The 22,222-nt window shown below is 46.9% G+C and carries 19 protein-coding genes; 12 read left to right on the top strand and 7 right to left on the bottom strand.

The window, feature by feature from the left end; all coding sequences use genetic code 11:
- From METLU_RS25825 to METLU_RS25815, 9 genes are all read left to right on the top strand, one after another.
- Complete coding sequence (locus METLU_RS25825; protein WP_269209361.1) at nucleotides 1-318, top strand: dTDP-4-dehydrorhamnose 3,5-epimerase family protein; 318 nt, start codon at nucleotides 1-3, stop codon at nucleotides 316-318.
- Nucleotides 318-1,139 carry an ABC transporter permease gene (locus METLU_RS0118470; RefSeq protein ID WP_027159518.1) on the top strand — a complete coding sequence of 274 codons (822 nt, stop codon included), beginning with the start codon at nucleotides 318-320 and terminating at the stop codon, nucleotides 1,137-1,139. Before METLU_RS25825 ends, METLU_RS0118470 begins: the two co-directional genes overlap by 1 nt.
- Nucleotides 1,129-2,496, top strand: coding sequence for an ABC transporter ATP-binding protein (locus METLU_RS0118465; RefSeq protein ID WP_027159517.1), 1,368 nt, complete (start codon nucleotides 1,129-1,131; stop codon nucleotides 2,494-2,496). The genes METLU_RS0118470 and METLU_RS0118465 overlap by 11 nt, the downstream gene beginning before the upstream one ends.
- Complete coding sequence (locus METLU_RS27485; protein ID WP_081679136.1) at nucleotides 2,493-5,768, top strand: glycosyltransferase; 3,276 nt, start codon at nucleotides 2,493-2,495, stop codon at nucleotides 5,766-5,768. The genes METLU_RS0118465 and METLU_RS27485 overlap by 4 nt, the downstream gene beginning before the upstream one ends.
- A 76-nt stretch (nucleotides 5,769-5,844) precedes the next feature.
- Entirely contained in the window at nucleotides 5,845-7,404 is a 1,560-nt protein-coding gene (locus METLU_RS0118450; RefSeq protein ID WP_027159515.1) for a class I SAM-dependent methyltransferase, read from the top strand.
- Between the two features lie 137 nt (nucleotides 7,405-7,541).
- Nucleotides 7,542-8,984: a GMC oxidoreductase gene (locus tag METLU_RS0118445; protein WP_027159514.1), complete on the top strand. Its 1,443-nt coding sequence runs from the start codon at nucleotides 7,542-7,544 to the stop codon at nucleotides 8,982-8,984.
- 2 nt (nucleotides 8,985-8,986) lie between these two features.
- Complete coding sequence (locus tag METLU_RS0118440; RefSeq protein WP_027159513.1) at nucleotides 8,987-10,045, top strand: hypothetical protein; 1,059 nt, start codon at nucleotides 8,987-8,989, stop codon at nucleotides 10,043-10,045.
- 101 nt (nucleotides 10,046-10,146) lie between these two features.
- Entirely contained in the window at nucleotides 10,147-11,271 is a 1,125-nt protein-coding gene (locus METLU_RS25820; protein WP_196806563.1) for an acyltransferase family protein, read from the top strand.
- Nucleotides 11,272-11,356: 85 nt separating this feature from the next.
- Complete coding sequence (locus tag METLU_RS25815; protein ID WP_051299991.1) at nucleotides 11,357-12,175, top strand: acyltransferase family protein; 819 nt, start codon at nucleotides 11,357-11,359, stop codon at nucleotides 12,173-12,175.
- 72 nt (nucleotides 12,176-12,247) lie between these two features.
- Here the strand turns inward: METLU_RS25815 and METLU_RS0118425 are convergent, their stop codons facing one another.
- Complete coding sequence (locus tag METLU_RS0118425) at nucleotides 12,248-13,600, bottom strand: IS1182 family transposase (protein WP_027158166.1); 1,353 nt, start codon at nucleotides 13,598-13,600, stop codon at nucleotides 12,248-12,250.
- Nucleotides 13,601-13,704: 104 nt separating this feature from the next.
- Between METLU_RS0118425 and METLU_RS0118420 the strand changes: the two genes are divergently transcribed.
- The 3 genes from METLU_RS0118420 to METLU_RS0118410 are packed head-to-tail and all read left to right on the top strand — an operon-like array spanning nucleotide 13,705 to nucleotide 16,999.
- A complete protein-coding gene (locus METLU_RS0118420; RefSeq protein WP_027159512.1) occupies nucleotides 13,705-14,796 on the top strand; it encodes an acyltransferase family protein in 1,092 nt (363 codons plus the stop codon).
- Nucleotides 14,797-14,807: 11 nt separating this feature from the next.
- The gene (gene wecB / locus METLU_RS0118415; protein ID WP_027159511.1) at nucleotides 14,808-15,902 is read left to right on the top strand and encodes a non-hydrolyzing UDP-N-acetylglucosamine 2-epimerase; all 1,095 of its coding nucleotides are present in this window, start codon (nucleotides 14,808-14,810) and stop codon (nucleotides 15,900-15,902) included.
- Nucleotides 15,902-16,999, top strand: coding sequence for a glycosyltransferase family protein (locus METLU_RS0118410; RefSeq protein WP_027159510.1), 1,098 nt, complete (start codon nucleotides 15,902-15,904; stop codon nucleotides 16,997-16,999). Before wecB ends, METLU_RS0118410 begins: the two co-directional genes overlap by 1 nt.
- Nucleotides 17,000-17,272: 273 nt before the next feature.
- On the opposite strand, the gene rfbA is transcribed toward METLU_RS0118410, so the two are convergent.
- The 6 genes from rfbA to METLU_RS28070 form a co-directional block, all read right to left on the bottom strand.
- The gene (rfbA, locus tag METLU_RS0118405) at nucleotides 17,273-18,139 is read right to left on the bottom strand and encodes a glucose-1-phosphate thymidylyltransferase RfbA (RefSeq protein ID WP_027159509.1); all 867 of its coding nucleotides are present in this window, start codon (nucleotides 18,137-18,139) and stop codon (nucleotides 17,273-17,275) included.
- A gap of 48 nt (nucleotides 18,140-18,187) precedes the next feature.
- Nucleotides 18,188-19,252, bottom strand: a complete 1,065-nt coding sequence (rfbB, locus tag METLU_RS0118400) for a dTDP-glucose 4,6-dehydratase (RefSeq protein WP_027159508.1) — start codon at nucleotides 19,250-19,252, stop codon at nucleotides 18,188-18,190.
- A 102-nt stretch (nucleotides 19,253-19,354) separates the two neighbouring features.
- A complete protein-coding gene (gene rfbD, locus METLU_RS0118395; protein ID WP_027159507.1) occupies nucleotides 19,355-20,242 on the bottom strand; it encodes a dTDP-4-dehydrorhamnose reductase in 888 nt (295 codons plus the stop codon).
- A complete protein-coding gene (gene rfbC, locus METLU_RS0118390; protein WP_027159506.1) occupies nucleotides 20,239-20,784 on the bottom strand; it encodes a dTDP-4-dehydrorhamnose 3,5-epimerase in 546 nt (181 codons plus the stop codon). Before rfbC ends, rfbD begins: the two co-directional genes overlap by 4 nt.
- A 200-nt stretch (nucleotides 20,785-20,984) precedes the next feature.
- A complete protein-coding gene (locus METLU_RS0118385; protein ID WP_027159505.1) occupies nucleotides 20,985-21,941 on the bottom strand; it encodes an acetyltransferase in 957 nt (318 codons plus the stop codon).
- Nucleotides 21,938-22,096 carry an adenylyl-sulfate kinase gene (locus METLU_RS28070; protein ID WP_155920629.1) on the bottom strand — a complete coding sequence of 53 codons (159 nt, stop codon included), beginning with the start codon at nucleotides 22,094-22,096 and terminating at the stop codon, nucleotides 21,938-21,940. The genes METLU_RS0118385 and METLU_RS28070 overlap by 4 nt, the downstream gene beginning before the upstream one ends.
- Between the last annotated feature and the right edge of the window lie 126 nt (nucleotides 22,097-22,222).

Here is a 22,222-nt window from a genome sequence, read left to right as displayed (position 1 = left end):
ATCGGAAGAGCTTTTGATATGATGGTGAATATTCGCAAATCCCCTTTAGCGTTTGATCAATGGCTGGGCGAGTTGCCCAACAAAGAAAACAAAAAACAACTCTGGACTCCCAAGTGCTTCGTCCACGATTTTGTGGCCCTTTCCGGTTTTGCCGAGCTTCTCTACAAGACCACCAATTACCACGTTCCAGAGTTCAAATGCAGCATTGTTTGGAGCGGGCAAAATTTGGGGACCGGATCGCCAATACAAAACACACCGTTTCTTTCGGGAAAAAATGCGCAGGGCAAGCTGCCCACTGAGATTGAGGTTTTTATCTGATGCAGCAATTTCGTATATCTCCTAGTGAAATGGCGGCCAGCCTCTGGCGCAACCGGAACCTCATCTTTGCTTTGACCAAGCGGGAGGTGGTGGGACGCTATCGCGGCTCGATTATGGGATTGGCGTGGTCGCTCTTCAATCCGATCCTAATGTTGACCATTTACACATTTGTATTTTCTGTAGTGTTCAAAGCACGCTGGGGACTCGGCGGCGAGGAAAGCAAAACCGATTTTGCCATTGTGCTTTTTGTCGGCATGATCGTGCATGGCTTGTTTGCTGAATGTCTGAACCGCGCCCCAGGATTGATTCTTTCCAACGTCAATTTCGTCAAGAAAGTCATCTTTCCTTTGGAAATTCTGCCATGGGTGGCATTCGGCTCGGCGCTGTTCCACACTGCCATCAGCTTGCTCGTTTTGTTGGTTGCGCAACTGATTCTTACCCAACAGCTTGTGTGGACTGCAATATTGTTCCCTTTTGTGTTATTGCCTCTCGTGTTTGCCACTATGGGCTTTGCCTGGTTTTTAGCTGGGCTTGGCGTATATATTCGAGATATAGGGCAAATTACGGGTATGTTCACGACCGTATTGATGTTTCTTTCCCCTGTGTTTTATCCCATTAGCGCGCTGCCTGCTCGCTACCAAACCTGGCTGCAAATCAATCCTCTCACCTTCATTATCGAAGAAGGGCGCAACACGCTGATTTTCGGCAAAGTACCGGATATGGGGCAGTGGGGCATCATGTTAGCAATAGGTATATTGATTGCATGGGGAGGATTTGTTTGGTTTCAGAAAACTCGCAGAGGATTCGCCGATGTCCTCTGAAATTGCCATCAAGGTAGAAAATCTCAGCAAATGTTACCAGATTTACGAGCAGCCGCATCACCGCCTCAAGCAGTCGATATATCCGCGTTTGCAGCGGCTTGCCGGCAAACAACAGCCCAAACAGTATTTCCGTGAATTTTGGGCGCTGAAAGATGTATCGTTTGAAATAAGGAAAGGAGAAACTGTCGGCATCATCGGACGCAATGGCAGCGGCAAATCCACGCTACTGCAACTGATCTGCGGCACACTCAATCCAACCGGCGGCAGCATTCAAACCCATGGACGTATCGCAGCCCTACTGGAGCTTGGTTCAGGCTTCAATCCAGAATTTACCGGGCGCGAAAATATCTATATGAATGCCGCTGTGCTCGGATTGAGCAAAGAAGAAACCGATGAACGCTTTAATGACATCATTACTTTTGCCGATATTAGCGACTTTATTGAACAACCGGTCAAAACCTATTCCAGCGGCATGATGGTACGACTGGCATTCGCCGTTATCGCCCATGTGGATGCCGATATTCTGGTAATAGATGAGGCACTGGCGGTAGGAGATGCATTCTTCACCCAAAAATGCATGCGCTTCTTGCGTAATTTCATGAAAACAGGAACGGTATTATTTGTTAGTCACGACACTGCCTCTGTTAGAAATTTATGTAGCAGAGCAATTTGGATTGAGAAAGGGAACGTGCTTCAACAAGGTTCGCCGAAAGATGTTTGTGAAAACTACTTGGAAGCCTTTTTTGAAGACCAACAAGGCAAAGGAACAATAACACGTATCAAACCAAATCGCGCCAACCCTCCGATAACTAGCGCGAAGGACCAGCGTCAGAAATTTATAAATGCCAGCAACTTGCGCAATGATATTCAATTATTCGAGTTTAACCCTGATGCGCCCTCTTTTGGCAAAGGTAGCGCGCAAATTACTGACGTTGAATTTCTCGACAGCGATGGCTCACCGCTTGCCTGGGTAGTAGGGGGCGAACAGGTTATCCTCCGTATTCATGCAATAGCGCACGAACCGCTGGACGCTCCAATTATCGGTTTTACGGTTAAAGATCGCCTAGGACAAGCGCTGTTTGGGGACAATACTTATCTTAGCTACAGAGACGCCCCTTTATTTTGTGAAGCAGAGCATGCAATTCAAGCAGAATTCACATTTCTAATGCCCATACTGCCTGTTGGCAATTACAGCGTAAACGTAGCCATTGCCAGTGGAACCCAGGATCAGCATGTGCAACATCATTGGATACACGATGCGCTACTCTTCAAGTCAGAGTCCAGCAGTGCTGTAACAGGTCTCATTGGCATCCCCATGCAACAAATAAAACTTGATGTCCTAAGGAATCTCAAATGAAGAAAGAATGGGAAAATATGCTATTTACCGGCGAACGCTTTGTCCCGAATGTGCACGGCAATATCGAACTTGAACACTTGCACCGATATCTGGAAGCTTGTGAAATTGCTGCAGGGAAAGTCGTTTTAGATATCGCCAGTGGCGAAGGCTATGGTTCCGCGATGCTGGCCAATAAGGCTAATAAGGTGATTGGCGTCGATATCTCCGCCGAGGCCGTTAAACACGCTCGCAAGTGCTATCAAAAAGAAAATCTGGAATACATGGTAGGGAGTTGCGCCGATATTCCCCTGCCTGATGCGAGCGTTGATATGGTAGTGAGCTTTGAAACAATCGAGCATCACGATCAACACGAACAGATGATGCAGGAAATTAAGCGTGTTTTGCGCCCTGATGGAATTTTATTGATTTCTAGCCCGGACAAATATCATTATTCTGTTGAATCCGGTTATAACAATCCCTATCACGTCAAGGAACTGTATCAGCACGAGTTCAAACAATTTCTTGGAAATTACTTTAAAAATACCGCTTACTTTGGACAACGCATTATTTACGGCTCTGGCATATTCGCAGAATCACTAGCCACTCCCACTTTAAGTTATTGGCAAGAAAATGAATTTATAAAAGAAGCCTTAGGACTTGCCAAGCCTGTTTACTGGATTGCACTGGCTTCGGACGCTCAACTTCCTCAACTCTCTTCTGGTGTTTTTGAGCATCCTGTCGAGGATTCTGAAATTGTTCAATCCTGGAAAATGGTTGCTGCAGAGCGCGACGAGCAAATCACCAGCCTCAGCGATATGGTGGTCGAGCGTGGCAAGCAGATCGCCAACCTCAGTGATACGCTGGTCGAGCGCGACGGGCAGATCGCCAGCCTCAGCGACATGGTGGTCGAGCGCGGCAAGCAGATCGCCAGCCTCAGTGATACGCTGGTCGAGCGCGACGGGCAGATCACCAGCCTCAGTGACATGCTGGTCGAGCGTGGCAAGCAGATCGCCAGCCTCAGTGATACGCTGGTCGAGCGCGACGGGCAGATCGCCAGCCTCAGCGATATGGTGGCTGAACGCGACAGGCAAATCGCCAGCCTCAACCAGCTTGCGGCTCAGCGCGAAGCGTTGCTGGAAATCATTGAAACAATGCATAACAGCCAATCCTGGCGCATCACACGCCCGCTGCGGTTTACAGCTCGCCTGTTGCGATACGGGTTAATTGATGATGATCGTCGTAGCCTGACCCGAGTAATGCAAACGATATATACTCGCCTGCCTCTGCCTTTGTTTATGAAAAGGATATTAAAGAGGCTCTATAACAAAGCTTTTGGTAATTCGTATCATGATGTTCACAGAACATTTTCAGTCACCACCCAAGCCCAGCCACCGCAAATAAATCAAGTAGCGGAACAAACGGATGCACCCGACTATATCGTCTGGGGTGTCATTGATTGGCATTTTCGCCACCAGCGCCCTCAACACCTGGCAGAAGCCATAGCAGCCTCTGGGCGGCGTGTCTTCTACGTGTCCGCCAACCTGATAGACAATGGACAGCCGGGGTTTGATCTAGAGCCACTGGATACCAGAGGCCGTCTGTTCCAGATCAAGCTATTCGCCAAAGGAGCTCCGGTTATTTATTCGTCGGCGCCCGGAATTGAAACGGTTGAGCAGCTTCGTAACAGCATCGGTAGTGTTCTTGCCTGGGCTAATGTGAGAGGCATTATTTCTCTTGTGCAGCATCCTTTCTGGCATGACATTGCTTCGATGTTACCCAATTGCCGGGTTGTCTATGACTGCATGGATCATCATGAAGGCTTCGGCAACACAGCAGAAGAAGTGCTGTCCTTGGAGCGCGCGCTGATGCGCGATGCCGATTTGACAGTGACCTCATCCGCCTTGCTCGATCAAATTGTTTCCGGACATACTCAAAACCGTGCGCTAATCAGAAATGCCGGAGAATTCGAACACTTCGCCCGCAAACCCGACATAATATATGTTGAGCCGCAAGGACGGCGAATCATCGGCTACTATGGCGCTATTGCCGAATGGTTCGACCAGGATTTGGTTGAGGCCGTTGCGAAACAGAACCCGGACTGTTGTGTTTTGCTCATTGGCGCCGATACAGTCAATTGCAAGTCCAAACTTGGCAAACTATCTAATGTCCTTTTCACAGGCGAGGTCCCATACAGCAAGCTGCCATTCTACCTTTACAGTTTTGACGTTTGCCTGTTGCCATTCAAGGTGATTCCACTTACGTTGGCAACCAATCCTGTCAAGGCCTATGAATACTTGAGCGCCGGCAAGCCCGTGGTCACTGTGGATTTGCCCGAAATGGCGCAGTTTGATGGACTGGTATATGTATCAGCCGATCAGGAGCAATTTCTGGCCACCATCACGACAATATTGGCTCAACCGGAACCTGAGGATGTGATCCAGCGTCGGAAAACCTTTGCGGCTGGGCAGACTTGGTCTCATCGAGGGGAGATGCTTATCGAGCAAGCGGAATCGACGGCGAATGACCCGATGGTCAGTGTTATTGTTGTTACTTATAACAACCTTGAACTGACTCGTGCCTGCCTGGCCAGCCTTGAAGATCATAGTGATTACGCGAGTCTGGAGATTATCATTGTCGATAACGCTTCCGGCGATGGCTCCAGGGAGTTTCTGGAAGAATGGGCTGCCCAGGGTCATGATCGTAAGCTCATACTCAACGATGATAATCGGGGTTTTGCTGCAGCTAACAACCAGGGACTAGCCGTTGCATCAGGTGACTATCTGGTATTGCTCAATAATGACACTTTCGTTACGCCTGGCTGGATTCGCACACTGCTCAAACATCTGCAGCTAGACAAGAGCATCGGCTTAATCGGCCCGGTTACCAATAATATCGGTAATGAAGCCAAGATTAATATTGCTTACGGCGATATGACAGAAATGTTGGCTGCCTCCGCAGATTACACGCGCAAACATATCGGCCAAACTTTCCCCCTACATACCGCCGCGTTCTTCTGCGTAATGATGCGACGCAATGTTTACGAACGCGTCGGCACACTTGATGAAACTTTTGGCCGAGGCTTCTTCGAGGACGATGACTACTGTCGTCGCATTGAACAGATTGGTTTGCGTATTGTGTGCGCCGAGGACGTGTTCATTCATCACCATCTTTCCGCCTCGTTCAATAAATTAAGAAGCGCAGAGAGGCAGGCTCTTTTTGAACAGAATAAAGCTACTTATGAAAGCAAATGGGGCGAATGGACGCCGCATGTGTATAGGGAACCTAATTTGTGATATTAAAAAATTTATTACGCCATGCGCCTTTAATAAAGTTGGTTCACGATATTAATCAAGCTAAGCAGGCCATCTAATGTTTCATAAAGTCAACAACTTGGAAAAAAATTATGTTTCCAACGCCTTTTATTTAGACGAATTTTCGATATTCGAGATTACGGGCACTCCACGCAACGTTAATTTTCCGAGATGGATGCAAATAGCACATTGCGAAGACAAGCGACTTTCTATGATTTTATTATCCGGAGAGAGTATCGAACTGCCGGATAACTTACAGATCAAAAAAGATACGCGACTTAATATTCGATATTCAGCCGCACTGCCAAATATAAGTGCGGATGGCTTGGTATTTGAAATTTGTTTTTTAGAATCAGATCAAAATCATATCGCGGACTTGATTTGTGCCCTTCCAATAGCTGGCGGAATGCAGCCGCCGTATTGGAGGATGATCAACTTGGATATCTCACATTTAGCAGGTCATAAAGGGCGGCTAATTTTCCGATGCCAACCAGGAGCGAAAAATGATCCTTCCGGTGATTGGCTAGCCATTTCTGATTTATGCATAGGACGGGAAGACCAGTTGTCATTACTAAAAGCTCGATCATTCCACGAGCATCGTTCGAGAAACGAGATTGAACACTTTAGTATCGTTTATAGACACAGCATGTATTCATCGATCCAGGACCAACATGCTGAGCTTGCAGCCAGTAAGCCTAGGCCGGTAAGAAAGTTTATACAGGGTAATGATGTTGCTGAAATATCGAATGGCACAGCAATTACTGACGCTGAACCATTGCCTGGCGAGTTCCCCTATGACTATGCGACAAGATTACTGGCCGAGTGCATTCCCCAGACTCCTCCAAATTTCCTGGAGCGGTTAAAATCACGTGCCAAATCCGGCAACAGAGTAAAGGTTTTGTCGTTATGCAGTGGAGCTGCGCGAATTGAAGCGGATTATGCGGCACAAGTTGGCACTAACGTTGAGTGGTCTCTTTTAGATATCAATGTCGATCTTCTTGGTTTGGCATCAAAACAATTCGCGCCAGAGATAAAGCTTGATTTAATTGAAGCGAATGTTAACGAGTTGTCATTCTCCGGAGAAAAGTGGGATATCATTCTTTGCGTCTCTGCGTTGCATCACATTGTCGAGCTAGAGAGACTTATGAAGTTTTGCCACAACAGTCTCAATGAAGACGGCGAATTTTGGAGCATCGGAGAATACGTGGGAAGAAATGGCAATCGACTTTGGCCCGATGCCAGGGAAGAGGCAAATAAATTATTCCATCAATTGCCCAAGCAATATCGGATCAACCATCATACCAGTGAACTGGATTATGAGATTCCCGACAACGATTACTCCGTGGGCTGCTTTGAAGGAATCCGTAGCGAGAACATTGAGCCGCTACTGGATAGATGGTTTCATCCGGTCGATGTATATCGGAGAAACTGCTTTCTTTGGCGCTTAATCAATCTTACTTATAGCGACAACTATGATCTGAAAAACCCTGATGATCGAAAATGGATTGTTCGCATGGTTAATGCCGAGCTCGAGCACTTTCGGGCAGGAGGTCGTGGTACCGAACTATTTGGTGTCTACCGGCCAAGACTTCTTGACTACTCCAGGACAAAACCTTAACGCCTACGCATAACTCAATCCATTTGCCTGGTGCTATTTCTTGAATTAGACGATTCTACTTTATTGTTTACAACTAATTTGAGACACGAATTATTGGTGCAGTAAGCCTGCTATATTCGGTCCTGGAAAAATATGAAATGTTTATAGATACACAAAAACTTGACCAATTGGCTGATCACGGAACAGACGTCGCAATTATTGGCGCAGGCCCCGCGGGGATCACTCTTGCACTCAAGCTCTCCGCGAAAGGCAAAAGCGTTCTGTTGATCGAAGCAGGCGGTTTTGAATATCCAACGGAAGAGGAAAACGATCCTTATGTTGGCCGGACAGTCTCACGCCCATATCCGCTTGAGGCGTCCAGGTTGAGATATTTTGGTGGATGCTCAAATCACTGGGGCGGCTGGGTTCGTCCATTAGATAGGGAAGATTTTGAGGCAAACGAAGGCATACCTTATAGCGGATGGCCCATAAATTACGATTCACTTGCGCCTTATTATGATGAAGCCCATAAAATCTGCGAGGTACGCGGAAGCGAATATAACCCAGAGAGGATTAATGGCATTGATCAGTTAAACCTTTTCTCCTTTGATAAGGATTCCGCATTTAGAAATTCTATTTTCAGATTTAGCCCTCCAACCAGATTTGGCGATAGATATAGAGCCGACATAAAAAATTCACCCTCTGTTTATTGCATTTTGAATACTCAACTGCTTCACATTGAACGTGGCGAAAATGGAAAATGCCATTTAGTCTTGCTTAACGCGAATAAAAAACGAGTAACAGTGCATTCAAAACGTTACGTGCTAGCGATGGGAGGTGTTGAAAATGCCAGAACATTGCTTTATTCGAATGAACTTAACCGCATTAACCTAGGCAGTGACTGGATTGGTCGTTGTTTTATGGATCATTTTGCACTAACTACATCGCGGGTACTTGCCAGGACTGCAATTAATTACGACAGAACGACAAACAGTTCAGGTGATGTAATGGGACGAATCACGCCCAGTGCAAGCATGCTGCGTCAACCGGGGTTTGGTAATTTGATGATTGATGTCTACCCTGCGGACGAGGATAAGTCGCTAGGCGCCTCTTACTTGGAAAATCCAGGCTTTTTCCAAGGACTCAGCCGAGGCTGGCACTATACCCTGCGAGTAGTGACGGGACACCGTCCCAATAGGAACAGTAGAGTACGGCTCGATTCTAATCTTGATGTAAACGGAGTTCCACGAACCATACTTGACTGGAATATAGCGGAAGAAGATTTCGAAAATGCGTCCTTTTTCATAACCAAATTTGCCACTACTATTGGGGCAACCGGTCAAGGCCGCCTGAAAATCCAGATAAAGGAACCTCCAGAAATAAGCCGTCCCCTTGGAGTCGGCATGCATCATATCGGAACGACTAGAATGGCTTCAAATCATGAGTTTGGCGTTGTTGATTCAGACTGTAAGGTTTTTGAAACGTCTGACCTGTATGTGGCAGGGAGTTCCATTTTCCCGACGTGTGGTTATTCCAATCCGACGCTCACGATTGTCGCGCTGGCTGTCCGCCTGGCAGATCATATTGGCGAAGAGGTGTAGTTATGATGCCATTGATGAAACGCCGAAAATTTCTTGGGCTTATTCTGACTGCCGCGGCTGGATCTTTAGCCTATAAGAAATTTTATTATGACTTTAGCCTTACTGATGAATCAGACGAAAATATAAGAACCTATGTTCAAAACTTTGGATTACAGCTAAAAGGCGCCCGTTTCAAAAACTCTTCAGTCGATCAAATTGCGCAGCTAGAAGCTAAGCTGATCTCTAAAAACTGGCATAATATAGATACTGAAGAAGCGTTCTACGACCGGATCAGTGAAATTACCAGAGAGGAATTTCTAGCGGGCAAAATCGTGGATATCGACGGATGGATTGTCTCCGAGTTTGAGCGGGACATGATTTTTTACGCGTTGCTCGTGAAAAATAAGCAAGGCGTGCAAATAAAGGAAGAGATTAATGCATTTCAAAATGCGGTACTTGTTGATTTTTTGAATATTAAAGATTGGGGGCCTCAATCTACTTGTGTTGATATGGGGTTCAATCAGCAATCGGATGGGCATTCCAGTCATTGGTTTCTTATTGGCCCCTATACAGGTCTGCTAAGAGTCTATATAAACGGAACCTTAATGCCTACAACTAAAGGCGTCGATGTTTTGACAACAAAAATTGAAGGAAAGCTGCTAAACGGCCTGATAAGCAATCCCGGCAAACAAGAAGTCATGATTTATGATCCATCCCGAAACTTAAAGCAGCGTGTCGGTTTTTTCGAGGTATTTGACAGATCGCGTCCCGCCATTAATGAAGAAGGGCATGAGTCAAAGCATTTCGGCGTAGTACAGGGCTGGGGACCAAAATCATTGCCATTAGAGCAATTTCTTAAAGGGGATAAGAGCCCTTTATGGATAACATCTCATTGCGCTCCGCGGGATTCTGTTATTCTTGTTAGTGATACGCCGCTTAATACAACCGTAGGTTCGACGCTAGTGACTGGTCTTTTTTCAGTGCATCAGAAAACGATCAATGCAGGCAGTCATCCCGTGTTTTTGTACAGCCGCCAAAACAATGAAAAAGTAAAAGTCGGTATTGTTGAATTATCTGATTAGTTTTTAAAAAATTTAATTAGTGATGCGAGACGCGCAGAAAAAATACTTATGCATCATGCCTTTTATGCATTAAAAATGGATTGTTTAAATAGCATGTATCCTTGGAATTAATAAGCACCAAAATTATTAAAGGCCCTTTTGCAATGAAGCTTGAAGAAATATTGAATAAAGAAAAAAATAATTTGGATATCTTCAGAGTCATAGCTGCTTGCATGGTAATTTATGGGCATGCGTATCCTCTTTCTCCTGAAGCAGGCCAGATCGATATCGTTCGCAGATTGGTCCGTTTTGATTACTCCGGATCGCTAGCGGTAAATATATTTTTCTTTCTGAGCGGGCTTGTTGTTACTAATAGCCTTCTGGAGAAACGCAATCTAATCCAGTTTGTTATATCCAGAATTTTCAGGATTTGGCCAGCCCTTTTTATTACTGTTTTTATTTCGGCTTTTATTTTAGGGCCAGTCCTCACCAAACTCCCCATTAATGAATACTTTGGCTCCGGCGATGCTTTTAGATATTTCTATAAAAGTCTGATATTGAATTATCAACTATCCCTTCCCGGCGTTTTTGTAGATAACCCGTGGAAAAATAGCGTAAACGGTTCCTTATGGACTATTTCATACGAAGTGTCTGCTTACCTTATTGTCCTGTCGTTGTTTATGGTGGGACTGTTTAAATCGAAAATACTGCCACTCATATTATTTCTCGTTATTTTGATTGATCCGTTACTAGGAAATAAGCTTCTATTCACATGGCTGCCACATAAGCACCACATAAATATGCTTGCCCCGTGTTTCGCTTTTGGCTCAATACTTGCTTTTTATAAGGATCAGATAAGTATTAACTTTTTTTTAATTTTAGGGGCATGGTTATTATTTTATTTGTTCAGAAACTGCGGTTATAAATTTTATTTTTTATACTACGCAATATTTGTTTCAATAATATATATAGCCAGCCTTGATTTTGTTATAAAACTCAAGCCTAAATCAGATATTTCATATGGCATTTATTTATGGGGATTTCCGGTCCAGCAAATCCTGGCCAGTTATTTTCATGAATATGGGGTGCTATTCAATCAGGTATCGGCCCTCTGTATTTCAATAATACTCGGTTTTATCTCTTGGCACCTTATAGAAAAACGCTGCATTTCCTTAGGGGCAAAATTAGGCAGGAAATTCCGCTCCGAATCTTTTTGTCTGCACCCACGACTCAATGAGGCTAATTAGGAGAAACAGTCAAATTTATATAAGAAGGCCGGATAGCTTAGAATTATTCAATAAGGCTAGAGTCACATAGGAATCATATATTTTGATGTTATATAGAAAAGAAATAGACGGCTTGCGTGCTATAGCTGTGCTGCCTGTCATATTTTTTCATGCTGGATTTGATTGGTTCAGTGGTGGATATGTAGGCGTAGATGTATTTTTTGTCATAAGCGGCTATTTGATTACGTCCATCATATTTTCTGAAATAAAGACTGGACAATTTTCAATTATCGCTTTTTATGAACGCAGATGCAGACGCATTCTGCCGGCTCTGTTTTTTGTGATATTGGTCTGTTTGCCATTTGCCTGGCTATGGATGTTACCAAACACGCTCCTGGATTTCTCCAAGAGTTTAATCAGTGTCATGCTATATGTATCCAATCTTTACTTTAGGAATGATACCGGATACTTCGCTAATGTAGCAGAAGAAAAACCACTGCTACACACATGGAGTCTTTCTGTAGAAGAGCAATATTATTTATTTTTTCCCCTTCTAACTATTTTTTTTTGGCGAATTGATAAAAAGTGGTTGCCATCAGTATTTATACTGATTGCTATGACTAGTTTTATTTTTGCAGAATTGCAGTCTGCTGTTGATCCTCAAAAGATATTTTTTGATACACGAGGCCGCGCAGGAGAGCTACTGATTGGTTCCTTTATTGCAATTTACCTTAACAGTCAAAAAGAGGCTAAACATATCCCTTTTTCATCCGGCATAAATCAAGCAGGATCTGCTATCGGATTCGCCCTAATCGTATTGCCGGTTTTTTTGTTTAATAAAACGATTCCGTATCCGGGTTTTTACACGCTAATTCCAACACTAGGAGTCTGTCGGACAGGGTTCAGTATTATGATTCTTATTTGACCGATATGGATTATTGGCGGCATTGAGTCTTCGGTTCTGCCCAACCAAGAGCTATTTCGGGTTATTTTTCCGTTATCCGGCCGCCAGCACATGCATTCGCTTTAAATTGAAGGCCATAGTCACCAGTTTCCACTCACCAGCTACCGCATCAAGACCTCTCAGCGAGAATTGGCGGAAGCCCAGTACCTGTTTGATGATCCCAAATACCGGCTCGACCGTGCTTTTGCGTTTACCATAAAGCGTGCGGCCACTCTGGGTTTTGAGTTTCCAGGCCATTTTGACCAGCGGGTCATCGCTTTCAGGTTCCGGTGCATCCGGCGTCAGGCGTTCCGCCAATGGCAGATGATGGGCTTCCCGGCCCAGCGCGATGAGGGGTGTAATTTTTTGCTCCACACAGGCCTGGATGTTGTCTTTGCTGAAGTAGCCGTTGTCGGCCAGCAGCATTTCCGGCTTGCCGAGGCTGTCCGGCAAGGCGTTCAGCGCTTTCAGCATCGGCTCGACTTGCCGCTTGTCGTTGGTATGCTGGCTGAGCGTGGCGGCAACCACCAGCAGGCTGTCAACATCGACGGCCGCCTGGGCATTGTAGCCCTGCACGAAGCCGTCCTTGCTCGGCATGATCCGCGATGCTTCGTCGGTCAGGTTGATCTGGTCCTTAGCTTGGGGGCCGGTTTCGGGCGCCTTGGGCTCCTGGCCTCGGGGTTTTTTGCCCGCCTGGCGCTGGCGCTCCCGGTCAGCCAGTCTCTCCTGGTGGTCTTTTTGGGCTTGTTCGTCCCGTTCTTTAACCCGTTCGGCAATCTTGGCCTTGGCTTCCGCCAAGGCTTTCAAGCGATCTTCCCGACGCGCGACTTCCGCCGGCAAATCGATACCGTCGGCCAATTCTTCCTGATCAACGTCCGCTGCCTTTTTCAGCAGGGCCTGCACTTCCTCACGCAATTGCGCTTCCAGCTTTTCGATGTGGCCATGGGACAAGGCCTTGTGCTTCGAGGCATTGGCCTTGATTTTGGTACCATCCAGCGAAATCTGTCCCAGCTTGACGAGTTTCATCGTCTGCGCCAGTGTCAGCACTTGTACGAACAAGTCCTCCAACTCCACCAGAAAGGTCTTGCGGAAATGAGCCAGGGTGTCATGATCGGGATGATGATTGGCAGCAATGAACCGAAACGCCACTGAATCGTAGGTTGCCCGCTCGATCTTGCGACTGGAGAACGTGCCGGTCGCATAACCATAGATCAGCAGGGCCAACAGCAGTGCCGGATGATAAGCCGCTGAACCCCGTCCAGAATAATGGCCTGTCAGTTTTGATAGATCGAGCTGATCGATCACTTCGACGATAAAGCGTGCCAGGTGGTCTTCCGGCAACCATTCGTCCACGGACGGCGGAAGCAAATACTGTTGGTTACGATCAAACTGAATAAAGCGACTCATCAGAAATCATGGCGGTAAAATGATTGAACTCATCACTATTTTACAACTGATGAGATTTAAATGCTGATAAGTCCGACAGACTCCTAGGCGCCGCGTTCGTTATTTTGTTTGCTTCATCACAAACGGCCATCGGTAAACTGCTTTCCCAAAAATGGCTGGTTGGTATTGGACTGATTAGTTATAGCGCCTACCTATGGCATCAGCCTTTGTTCGCGTTCGCACGCTTGCGCTCCCTGGATCAACCCAGTCAACTACTGTTTATTATGTTAATTGTAAGCACAATCGTGCTTGCCTGGTTTAGCTGGAAATACATTGAGTCGCCATTTAGAGATAAGTATAAAATAAGCACTAAAAGCATCTTCCTTTTGGCTTCTTTGATGAGTGCCGTATTTGTTTCGCTTAGTGCCCTTTCTGTTTATAACAAAGGATTCCAGTACAGGTTCAATAAACAGCAAAAAAATCTAATTGATTCAATCGAATACAGCCCTGAGCGTAACAAGTGCCACACGGGCGGTAAGAATTTTAAATTGCCCGATGACGCTTGCACCTATGGCGGCACCAATGTTACGTGGGCTGTTCTTGGTAATAGTTTTGGCGTTGAATTAGGTTACTCATTATCCAAGCTGCTCAAACCAAATAATGAAGGGTTAGTCCATCTGACATTCAGTGGCTGTGTGCCATCCATGGAGATAAAGGGGGCAATCGTCACAAAAGGCTGTCATCAATGGACTCAGAAAGCAATTGAAAGGATTGTACGTGATAAACAAATTAAAAATGTCTTGCTGGCGTATAGCCAGAACTCATTCGACAATCAGGATCAAAGATCTCTTCGCATGGCGAATTATATAAAAATTATCAATATACTTTTGGAAAAGGGTAAAAAGGTTTTTGTTTTATATCCGGTGCCGAGATTGAATAGTCATATTGATAAGTATATTTTTTTCGCAAAGTCTCCCTCGTCTGTTGTGAGCATTCAGAAATCGGATTATTTGATGGAGAATCAATTTTTAATTGAACAATTGGAGCATTTTGATTGGAACGATAACTTAATTGCATTGGATCCGGCAGAAAAACTTTGCCATAAAATAAACTGTTATGCAGTCATCAATAACAAGGCAATGTATTTCGACAAATTCCATTTAAGCATAAGTGGCGCCGATTTAGTTTTAACATCTTTAAAAAGTCATTTGAATTAAACAATTACGATATGAAAATTATATGTGCTATCGGCACACGTCCTGAAGCCATTAAGATGGCTCCCGTAATTCTCTCGCTCAAAGCCGAACCTTGGGTCGATGTGCGCGTATTGGCTACGGCGCAGCATCGCCATATGCTGGATCAAGTCATGAGCTTGTTCCAGATCGAGCCGGATATAGACCTGAACATCATGCGCCCCAATCAGGCCCTGACAACATTAACGGCAAGACTGTTGCTGGAATTGGATAAGGTCTTGCTATCAGAAAAGCCCGACGTGGTTCTGGCCCAGGGCGATACCACTACGGTGATGGCGGTGGCGCTGGCTTGTTTTTATCACCGCATTCCTTTCGGTCATGTGGAAGCGGGTTTACGCACCTGGGATATGCAGAATCCTTTTCCGGAAGAAGCCAATCGCGTGATCGCAGGAAAGTTGGCTCGCTGGCACTTCGCGCCGACGGAAAGTTCGCGCCAGAACCTGCTTCGTGAAGGGATTATGGATAGCGATATCGTTGTTACAGGTAATACCGTGATCGATGCATTACTGATGACGGCGGCCAAGGATCTGGAACTCGGGATTGAACTTGATCCCGAGAAGCGCCTTGTGCTGATCACCTCCCATCGCCGTGAAAATTTCGGCGAGCCGTTCCGCAATATTTGTCGGGCGCTGCAAACGCTGGCGGCGCGTAACCCTGATGTTCAGTTTCTTTACCCTGTGCACCCGAACCCGAATATCAAGGATGTAGCTTATGAAATGCTGGGGGACAGCTCGAACATTCATCTTTGCGCACCTCTGGATTACGCTCCGTTCGTTGCCGCCATGAAGCGTTCTTATCTGATCATCAGCGACTCCGGCGGCGTACAGGAAGAAGCACCAGCCCTGGGCAAGCCGGTGCTGGTATTGCGGGACGAAACCGAGCGCCCAGAGGCGGTTGAACAGGGGGTAGTCAAACTGGTCGGTCCCAATTATGAGCGGATTGTGGAAGAGGCACAACGCCTGCTGGACAATGAGTCAGCGTATCAGGCAATGGCTCGGGGAATATCGCCTTACGGTGATGGCCGAAGCGCCGAGCGTATCGTCAAGGTGCTTCGAGAGCACTTTGCCTGATGCGCCTGGTGTATCTTTCCCCAGTTTCCTGGACAAGCTATGCGCAGCGCCCACACAAATTTGTAGAGTGGTTTCACGCGAGTACCGGCGGAGATGTCTTATGGGTTGATCCTTATCCGACACGTTTTCCCTTGCTCTCTGATTTCCGTCGATTAGGCGTTCAAGAGAGCACGATCAATCGTCAAAGTCCCGCCTGGCTTAAGGTGATTACTCCTCCTGCGCTGCCCATAGAACCTCTTCCGGGATCAGGCATGATAAACGGCATCATGTGGCGGCCGGTGTTAAACCATATCGATACATTTGCACATCAAAGCCAGGCGATGCTGGTCATTGGCAAACCATCCGTATTAGCCTTGGCCGTTTTTGATCGGCTCAAGGACATTACTTCAGTTTACGATGCAATGGATAATTTCCCTTGCTTTTACTCCGGTTTTTCTCGCCTGGCGATGCGTTGGCGAGAGCAGAAACTAGCTAGCCGTGTGACTCAGGTATTAACATCTTCGACTACGTTGAAGCAGCGCTGGAGCGATGTCAGGCCTGATGTTCAGCGGGTGCTTAACGGATTGGACGCCAGTGTTTTGCCAACTCGCCAAATTAGTACGTTAGCGCGAGAAAGAAAGATCCTGGGATATGTTGGAACGATCGGTTCTTGGTTTGATTGGGAATGGATAATTTCTCTGGCCAATGCTCGGCCAGTAGATATAGTGAGATTGATCGGACCGATATTTTCACCGTCATCCTATGCGCTGCCTGAAAACATTGAGATTCTGCCACCCTGCCCGCATCAAGAAGCCCTAATCGCGATGCAAGACTTTGATGTGGGACTGATCCCATTCAAGAATACTGAGCTGACCGCTTCGGTTGACCCGATCAAATATTATGAGTACCGTGCGCTAGGATTGCCGGTAGTTTCTACGGAATTTGGCGAGATGACATTCCGTAATGATGAGGAAGGAACTTTTCTGAGCAAGAAAGGGCAAGAAATCAACAGTTTAGTACAAAAAGCGCTGTTATATCGTTCGGATGAGGAAAAAACCCGGCAATTTACAGATAGCAATACTTGGGAAGCGCGCTTTACAGCAGCAAGAATTATGTAGCAAGGATATCTTCAATTTGTGGCAAATATTGTACCTGATGAGTTTGGAGGCATTTTATTCATCTCGGCAACGGCTGACAACACTCGCTGAAATTGAGCCCCCATTGCTTGCCTCGAGCTGAGCATAAAGACGCTATCAGTGGCTGAAAAATGGATAAATAGTCTTGAGCGCTTACCCAAAAATTCATTGTTGGACGGTTTTTCCATACAGGCCACTGATTTCAAACAGAATCCAAGCCATGACTCTAGGTTCTATTGTGTCATGTTAACAAGTTCACTGCTCAAGCAACCGCATCAGATAATTGCCATATTCGCTTTTCAGCAAGGGCTTCGTCAACTGCCTCAGCTGATCATCGACAATCCAGCCGTTGCGCCAGGCAATTTCTTCCAGACAGGCTATTTTCAGGCCCTGCCGTTTTTCAATGGTCTGGATAAACTGCGAGGCATCCAGCAAGGATTCATGCGTGCCGGTATCCAGCCAGGCCATGCCGCGCCCCATTAACTCAACCGACAGCGTGTTTTGCTCAAGATAGCAGCGGTTGACGTCTGTGATTTCCAGCTCGCCGCGGGCCGAAGGCTTGATCGATTTGGCAATCTCCACGACCTGATGGTCATAAAAATAAAGACCGGTGACGGCATAGCGGGATTTGGGCCTGGCCGGCTTTTCTTCCAGCGAGATGGCTGTTCCTTCTTTATCAAACTCAACAACGCCATAACGTTCCGGATCATGCACGGGATAGGCAAAAACGGTCGCGCCTTCTGTTTTCTGTACCGATCGCTTCAGCAGTTTCTCTAAATCATGACCATAGAACAGGTTGTCTCCCAGTACTAACGCGCAAGCATCATGCGCGATAAATTCTTCACCAATAATAAAAGCCTGGGCCAAGCCGTCCGGTGAGGGCTGAACGGCATATTCCAGCTGCATGCCCCACTGGCTACCGTCACCTAAGAGCTGTTCGAACCGGCCAATATCCTGCGGTGTTGAAATGATGAGCACTTCCTTAATGCCCGCCAGCATCAGAATGCTCAGCGGGTAATAAATCATGGGCTTGTCGTAAACAGGCAGGAGCTGCTTTGAGATACCCAGCGTAACGGGATGCAAGCGCGTTCCTGAGCCGCCTGCCAGTATTATTCCTTTCATGCTCTATTTTCCTGTCGGTAATGATTCAAAGTTGTCGGGGTTTTTATATTACTTCGTGCCCAAGCCTAACCGTTCGCGCCGATAACTGCCATCCTGCACGCGTTGCCACCAGGCTTGATTATCGATATACCATTGCACAGTCTTCCTGATGCCGGTTTCAAAGGTTTCTTTCGGCGTCCAATTGAGTTCCTTGTTGATTTTGCCCGCATCGATGGCATAGCGCTTATCATGCCCCGGGCGATCCGTTACGTGTGTAATCAATTCTTCATAGCGCGTTATATGGCCAGGACGATTGGGCTTCAACTCATCCAGAATGCGGCAAATGGTCTTGACCACCTCAAGATTGGTTTTTTCGTTGTGACCGCCGATATTGTAGGTCTGCCCGACAGCGCCTTCGGTCACCACTTTATAGAGCGCCCGCGCATGATCCTCGACATAGAGCCAATCGCGTATCTGATCGCCCTTGCCATAAACAGGCAGCGGCTTGCCTTCAATGGCATTCAGAATCACCAGCGGTATGAGTTTTTCGGGGAAATGGAAAGGCCCGTAATTGTTTGAGCAGTTGGTGACGATCACCGGCAAGCCGTAGGTCCGATGCCAGGCTCTGACTAAATGATCCGATGAGGCTTTGCTGGCTGAATAGGGTGAGCTCGGATCATAAGCGGTGTCTTCCGTAAAGAGCCCTGTCTCGCCCAAGGCGCCATAGACTTCATCGGTCGAGATATGATGAAAACGAAACGCTTGCCTTTGCGCGTCAGCCAATGTCTGCCAGTACTGGCGTGCGGCTTCCAGCAAGGTATAAGTGCCGATAATATTGGCTTGTATGAAGGCCGCAGGACCATCGATGGAGCGATCCACATGGGATTCAGCCGCCAGGTGCATCACCGTATCAGGCTGATAGCGCTGGAATAGTTGCTCGATTTTGGCGGCGTCGCAGATATCAACCTGCTCAAAATGGTAGCGCGCATTGGCTTCTATCGATTTGAGCGATTCGAGATTGCCCGCATAGGTGAGTTTGTCGACATTGATAACGCTGTGCTCGGTCTCATTGATCAGATAACGAACCAGAGCCGAGCCTATAAACCCGGCGCCCCCAGTGACTAATATTTTCATAGGTTATGTTTAATTGCTGTGTTCCAAGGTCAACTCCCGGCAACTATCGCACGCCGAACTTACCGGGAGCTTAATTTTCTACTGACGCTAAAGCCTCTGCTTTTAAGTCATATCCGCCATACAAAGCCTCAATGCAGCATCCCAGGATGGCATTTTCAAACCGAAACGCTGCTCCAGGCGATCTGTTGATAGCCGCGAGTTGAGTGGGCGTTTGGCGGGCACTGGATAAGCTGTCGTCGGTATCGGATTGATGATGCGGTTTTTTAATGCTGGCATGCCTTGCTGACGGGCGATCTCAACAATCGCCTGGGCAAATCCATGCCATGAAGTTTCGCCCACTGAAGTCAGATTGTAGACACCAGAATTAAAATGGTCTTGCCGTCTTTCCTGCAGGGATTGTCTCAGAATATGCGCCGTGGTTTCGGCAATCAGACGCGCCCAGGTTGGCGAACCGATCTGATCGGCAACGATAGCCAGTTCTTCGCGCTCTGCCGCCAATCGCAAAATGGTTTTCAGGAAATTTTGCCCTCTGGCCGCGTAAACCCAGGATGTGCGAAGAATCAGATGGTCCGCTCCGGCCGCCTGAATCGCCTGCTCGCCAGCCAGTTTACTTTGGCCATAGACATTGACGGGATGCGTGGCGTCGTCTTCCGTATAAGGCGCGTTCTTCGTGCCGTCGAAGACGTAATCGGTGGAATAATGAATCAGCAACGCCGCTCTTTTCGCCGCTTCTTCGGCTAACACGCGAGGCGCTTCCGCATTGATCAGGAATGCCATATCCCGGTCCGTTTCCGCTTTATCGACAGCCGTATAGGCAGCCGGATTGACAATAACGTCCGGACTAACCTTCTGCACAATGCGGCGCAATCCATCAGGATCGGAAAGTTCTACCTGCGAGCGGCTGACGGCAATGACGTCTCCAAGCGGCAATAAGGCTCTGGCCAGTTCCCAGCCTACCTGACCATTACAGCCGGTCAGCAGGATTTTCATGCAAACACCTCGGCCTCACGGAGCGAGACGCCTTGCTGATCCTTGGCGGAAAGACAGGGCGTACAGTTTTCCGGCCATACAATGCCAATGTCGGGATCGTCCCAGCGTATGCAGCATTCATATTCCGGCGCGTAGTAATCGGTGGTTTTATACAAGAAGTCCGCCTGTTCGGACAGCACCAGAAAGCCATGGGCAAAACCGGCGGGCACCCAGAACTGCCGGTGATTCTCTTCGCTTAATTCGACGCCTACCCAATGGCCGAATGTCGATGACGATTTCCTCAGATCAACCGCCACGTCAAAGACACAGCCCCGCACCACACGCACCAGCTTGCCTTGTGGATGCTTTAGCTGATAATGCAGCCCTCTTAGGACGTTTTTACCCGAGCGGGAATGATTATCCTGCACAAAGGTTGCTTTTATGCCGGTTATATCTTGAAATGTTTGTTGGTTATAGCTTTCCAGAAAAAAGCCGCGCTGATCGCCAAATACCTTGGGCTCCAGGATAAATACATCAGGGATTTTTGTTGGGATTATTTTCATTCTTTAATTTTACGGTAGAAATTTGCTGCAACCAGGCGACTTGTGATTTTCAATACTTAATTTTAATGCCTTTAATGCTGAATTGCACTGTTGTAACCAATCTCTGTTAAAACTGCATTAAAGCTTCGGCTTTTTAGCGTATGGCAATATAAAATAAATGGATGGCGCGCCTGTACAGAACAGTCCTACCCATCTCAATGCTAGCCATATTTCTCGCTAAATCTTTTGATAAAATCAGTTAATTGCTCTACCGGCAAATGATTAATCCCGGCAGCGCCTTTGCGTCCGCCGCCAGAGGGGAATTCGCTGCACAATTCATCCGCGCCGGCTTTATTGACCAGTGGCGCCCGGACACTGACTTGGTACCCTCCTCGATTATTATGCGTCACGATAGCATGCGCTTTGGCCGGAGCCTGATTGGCCAACTCATTGCCATAAACGCCATTGATGCGCCGGGCCCAGATTTTATCCGGCAATACGATCACTGCAACATGATCATTATCGTATTCGGGTTTAATACGGCTTGCCTGCATTAAATCGTCATAATAGCCAGCCTGAAGTGCTTTATAGATTGACTGTTGATCGCCGATAAAGTCTAAAGGCGATTTATAAGGCAATAAACTCTTATAAAGCTGATCCGGCGGATAATGCAGATCCTCCACACAACTGCCATAGCTGTTGTAGTTGATGCAAATGCCCAGTTCTTTTAACTGGTCTATTTCGGAGGCCGACAGTTTCAGCCCGCCTGCCGCCTGCTCCGCGCTTTGATTCAAATTGTCGCCGAAAGCCGCAACAACGGCCCAGCTACGGTATTGTCCTTGCAGATAACGGTCAACCAGAAGACTGGTGCACATATTTGCATCGGTATCGATCAGCGTTTTAAGCGCGGCATGCTCGGGTATCTCTCCGGGCAAATGATGATCGACATAAAAAATGCGGGCGCCTTGTTGGAGTATCCTTTGCACGTGAGGAAGATTTTTCTGCAGGGAAACATCCAGCACGGTTACGTCATCGCCCGGCTTCGCATTGACCCGATCCAGTAGCTCGATATCGCGCTTTATGCCCGTCACCAATACTGACGACTTTGGCTCGGCCAATCGAAGCTGCAATAAGGCGCATATGCCATCGGCATCGCCATTGAATACATCATAATTCATTTATTCAAAATCCCCCGTTCAATTAGATAGCTTAGCATCTGCTCAACGCTTTTTTCAAATGGTTGAATATGTGTTTCCATGACTAATTCAGGATTCTCCTGATGTTCATAGACAGAATCAGCACCGGTAAAGTTTTTAACTTCGTCTTGCCGCATTTTTATACAGACATTTCAGACCGTGCTGCTAACGGATTGCCAGTGCGTACTTGATGTGTACTCGATAACGAATTATTGATTAAGTTCTGCACGAAGATCAGAGGACATCAAAAAATTCTGTAGGAT

Source organism: Methylobacter luteus IMV-B-3098 (assembly GCF_000427625.1).
GTDB classification, from domain to species: Bacteria; Pseudomonadota; Gammaproteobacteria; order Methylococcales; family Methylomonadaceae; genus Methylobacter; species Methylobacter luteus.
Note: the sequence above shows the minus strand (reverse complement) of the source record. Positions and strands in the feature narration are given on the sequence as shown.

Excerpts from the sequence above, each read along its gene's own strand:
- METLU_RS0118470 (WP_027159518.1), top strand. The coding sequence starts at position 318 with ATGCAGCAATTTCGTATATCTCCTAGTGAAATGGCGGCCAGCCTCTGG.
- METLU_RS0118465 (WP_027159517.1), top strand. The coding sequence starts at position 1,129 with ATGTCCTCTGAAATTGCCATCAAGGTAGAAAATCTCAGCAAATGTTAC.
- METLU_RS27485 (WP_081679136.1), top strand. The coding sequence starts at position 2,493 with ATGAAGAAAGAATGGGAAAATATGCTATTTACCGGCGAACGCTTTGTC.
- METLU_RS0118450 (WP_027159515.1), top strand. The coding sequence starts at position 5,845 with ATGTTTCATAAAGTCAACAACTTGGAAAAAAATTATGTTTCCAACGCC.
- METLU_RS0118445 (WP_027159514.1), top strand. The coding sequence starts at position 7,542 with ATGTTTATAGATACACAAAAACTTGACCAATTGGCTGATCACGGAACA.
- METLU_RS0118440 (WP_027159513.1), top strand. The coding sequence starts at position 8,987 with ATGATGCCATTGATGAAACGCCGAAAATTTCTTGGGCTTATTCTGACT.
- METLU_RS25815 (WP_051299991.1), top strand. The coding sequence starts at position 11,357 with ATGTTATATAGAAAAGAAATAGACGGCTTGCGTGCTATAGCTGTGCTG.
- METLU_RS0118425 (WP_027158166.1), bottom strand. The coding sequence starts at position 13,600 with ATGAGTCGCTTTATTCAGTTTGATCGTAACCAACAGTATTTGCTTCCG.
- wecB (WP_027159511.1), top strand. The coding sequence starts at position 14,808 with ATGAAAATTATATGTGCTATCGGCACACGTCCTGAAGCCATTAAGATG.
- METLU_RS0118410 (WP_027159510.1), top strand. The coding sequence starts at position 15,902 with ATGCGCCTGGTGTATCTTTCCCCAGTTTCCTGGACAAGCTATGCGCAG.
- rfbA (WP_027159509.1), bottom strand. The coding sequence starts at position 18,139 with ATGAAAGGAATAATACTGGCAGGCGGCTCAGGAACGCGCTTGCATCCC.
- rfbB (WP_027159508.1), bottom strand. The coding sequence starts at position 19,252 with ATGAAAATATTAGTCACTGGGGGCGCCGGGTTTATAGGCTCGGCTCTG.
- rfbD (WP_027159507.1), bottom strand. The coding sequence starts at position 20,242 with ATGAAAATCCTGCTGACCGGCTGTAATGGTCAGGTAGGCTGGGAACTG.
- rfbC (WP_027159506.1), bottom strand. The coding sequence starts at position 20,784 with ATGAAAATAATCCCAACAAAAATCCCTGATGTATTTATCCTGGAGCCC.
- METLU_RS0118385 (WP_027159505.1), bottom strand. The coding sequence starts at position 21,941 with ATGAATTATGATGTATTCAATGGCGATGCCGATGGCATATGCGCCTTA.
- METLU_RS28070 (WP_155920629.1), bottom strand. The coding sequence starts at position 22,096 with ATGCGGCAAGACGAAGTTAAAAACTTTACCGGTGCTGATTCTGTCTAT.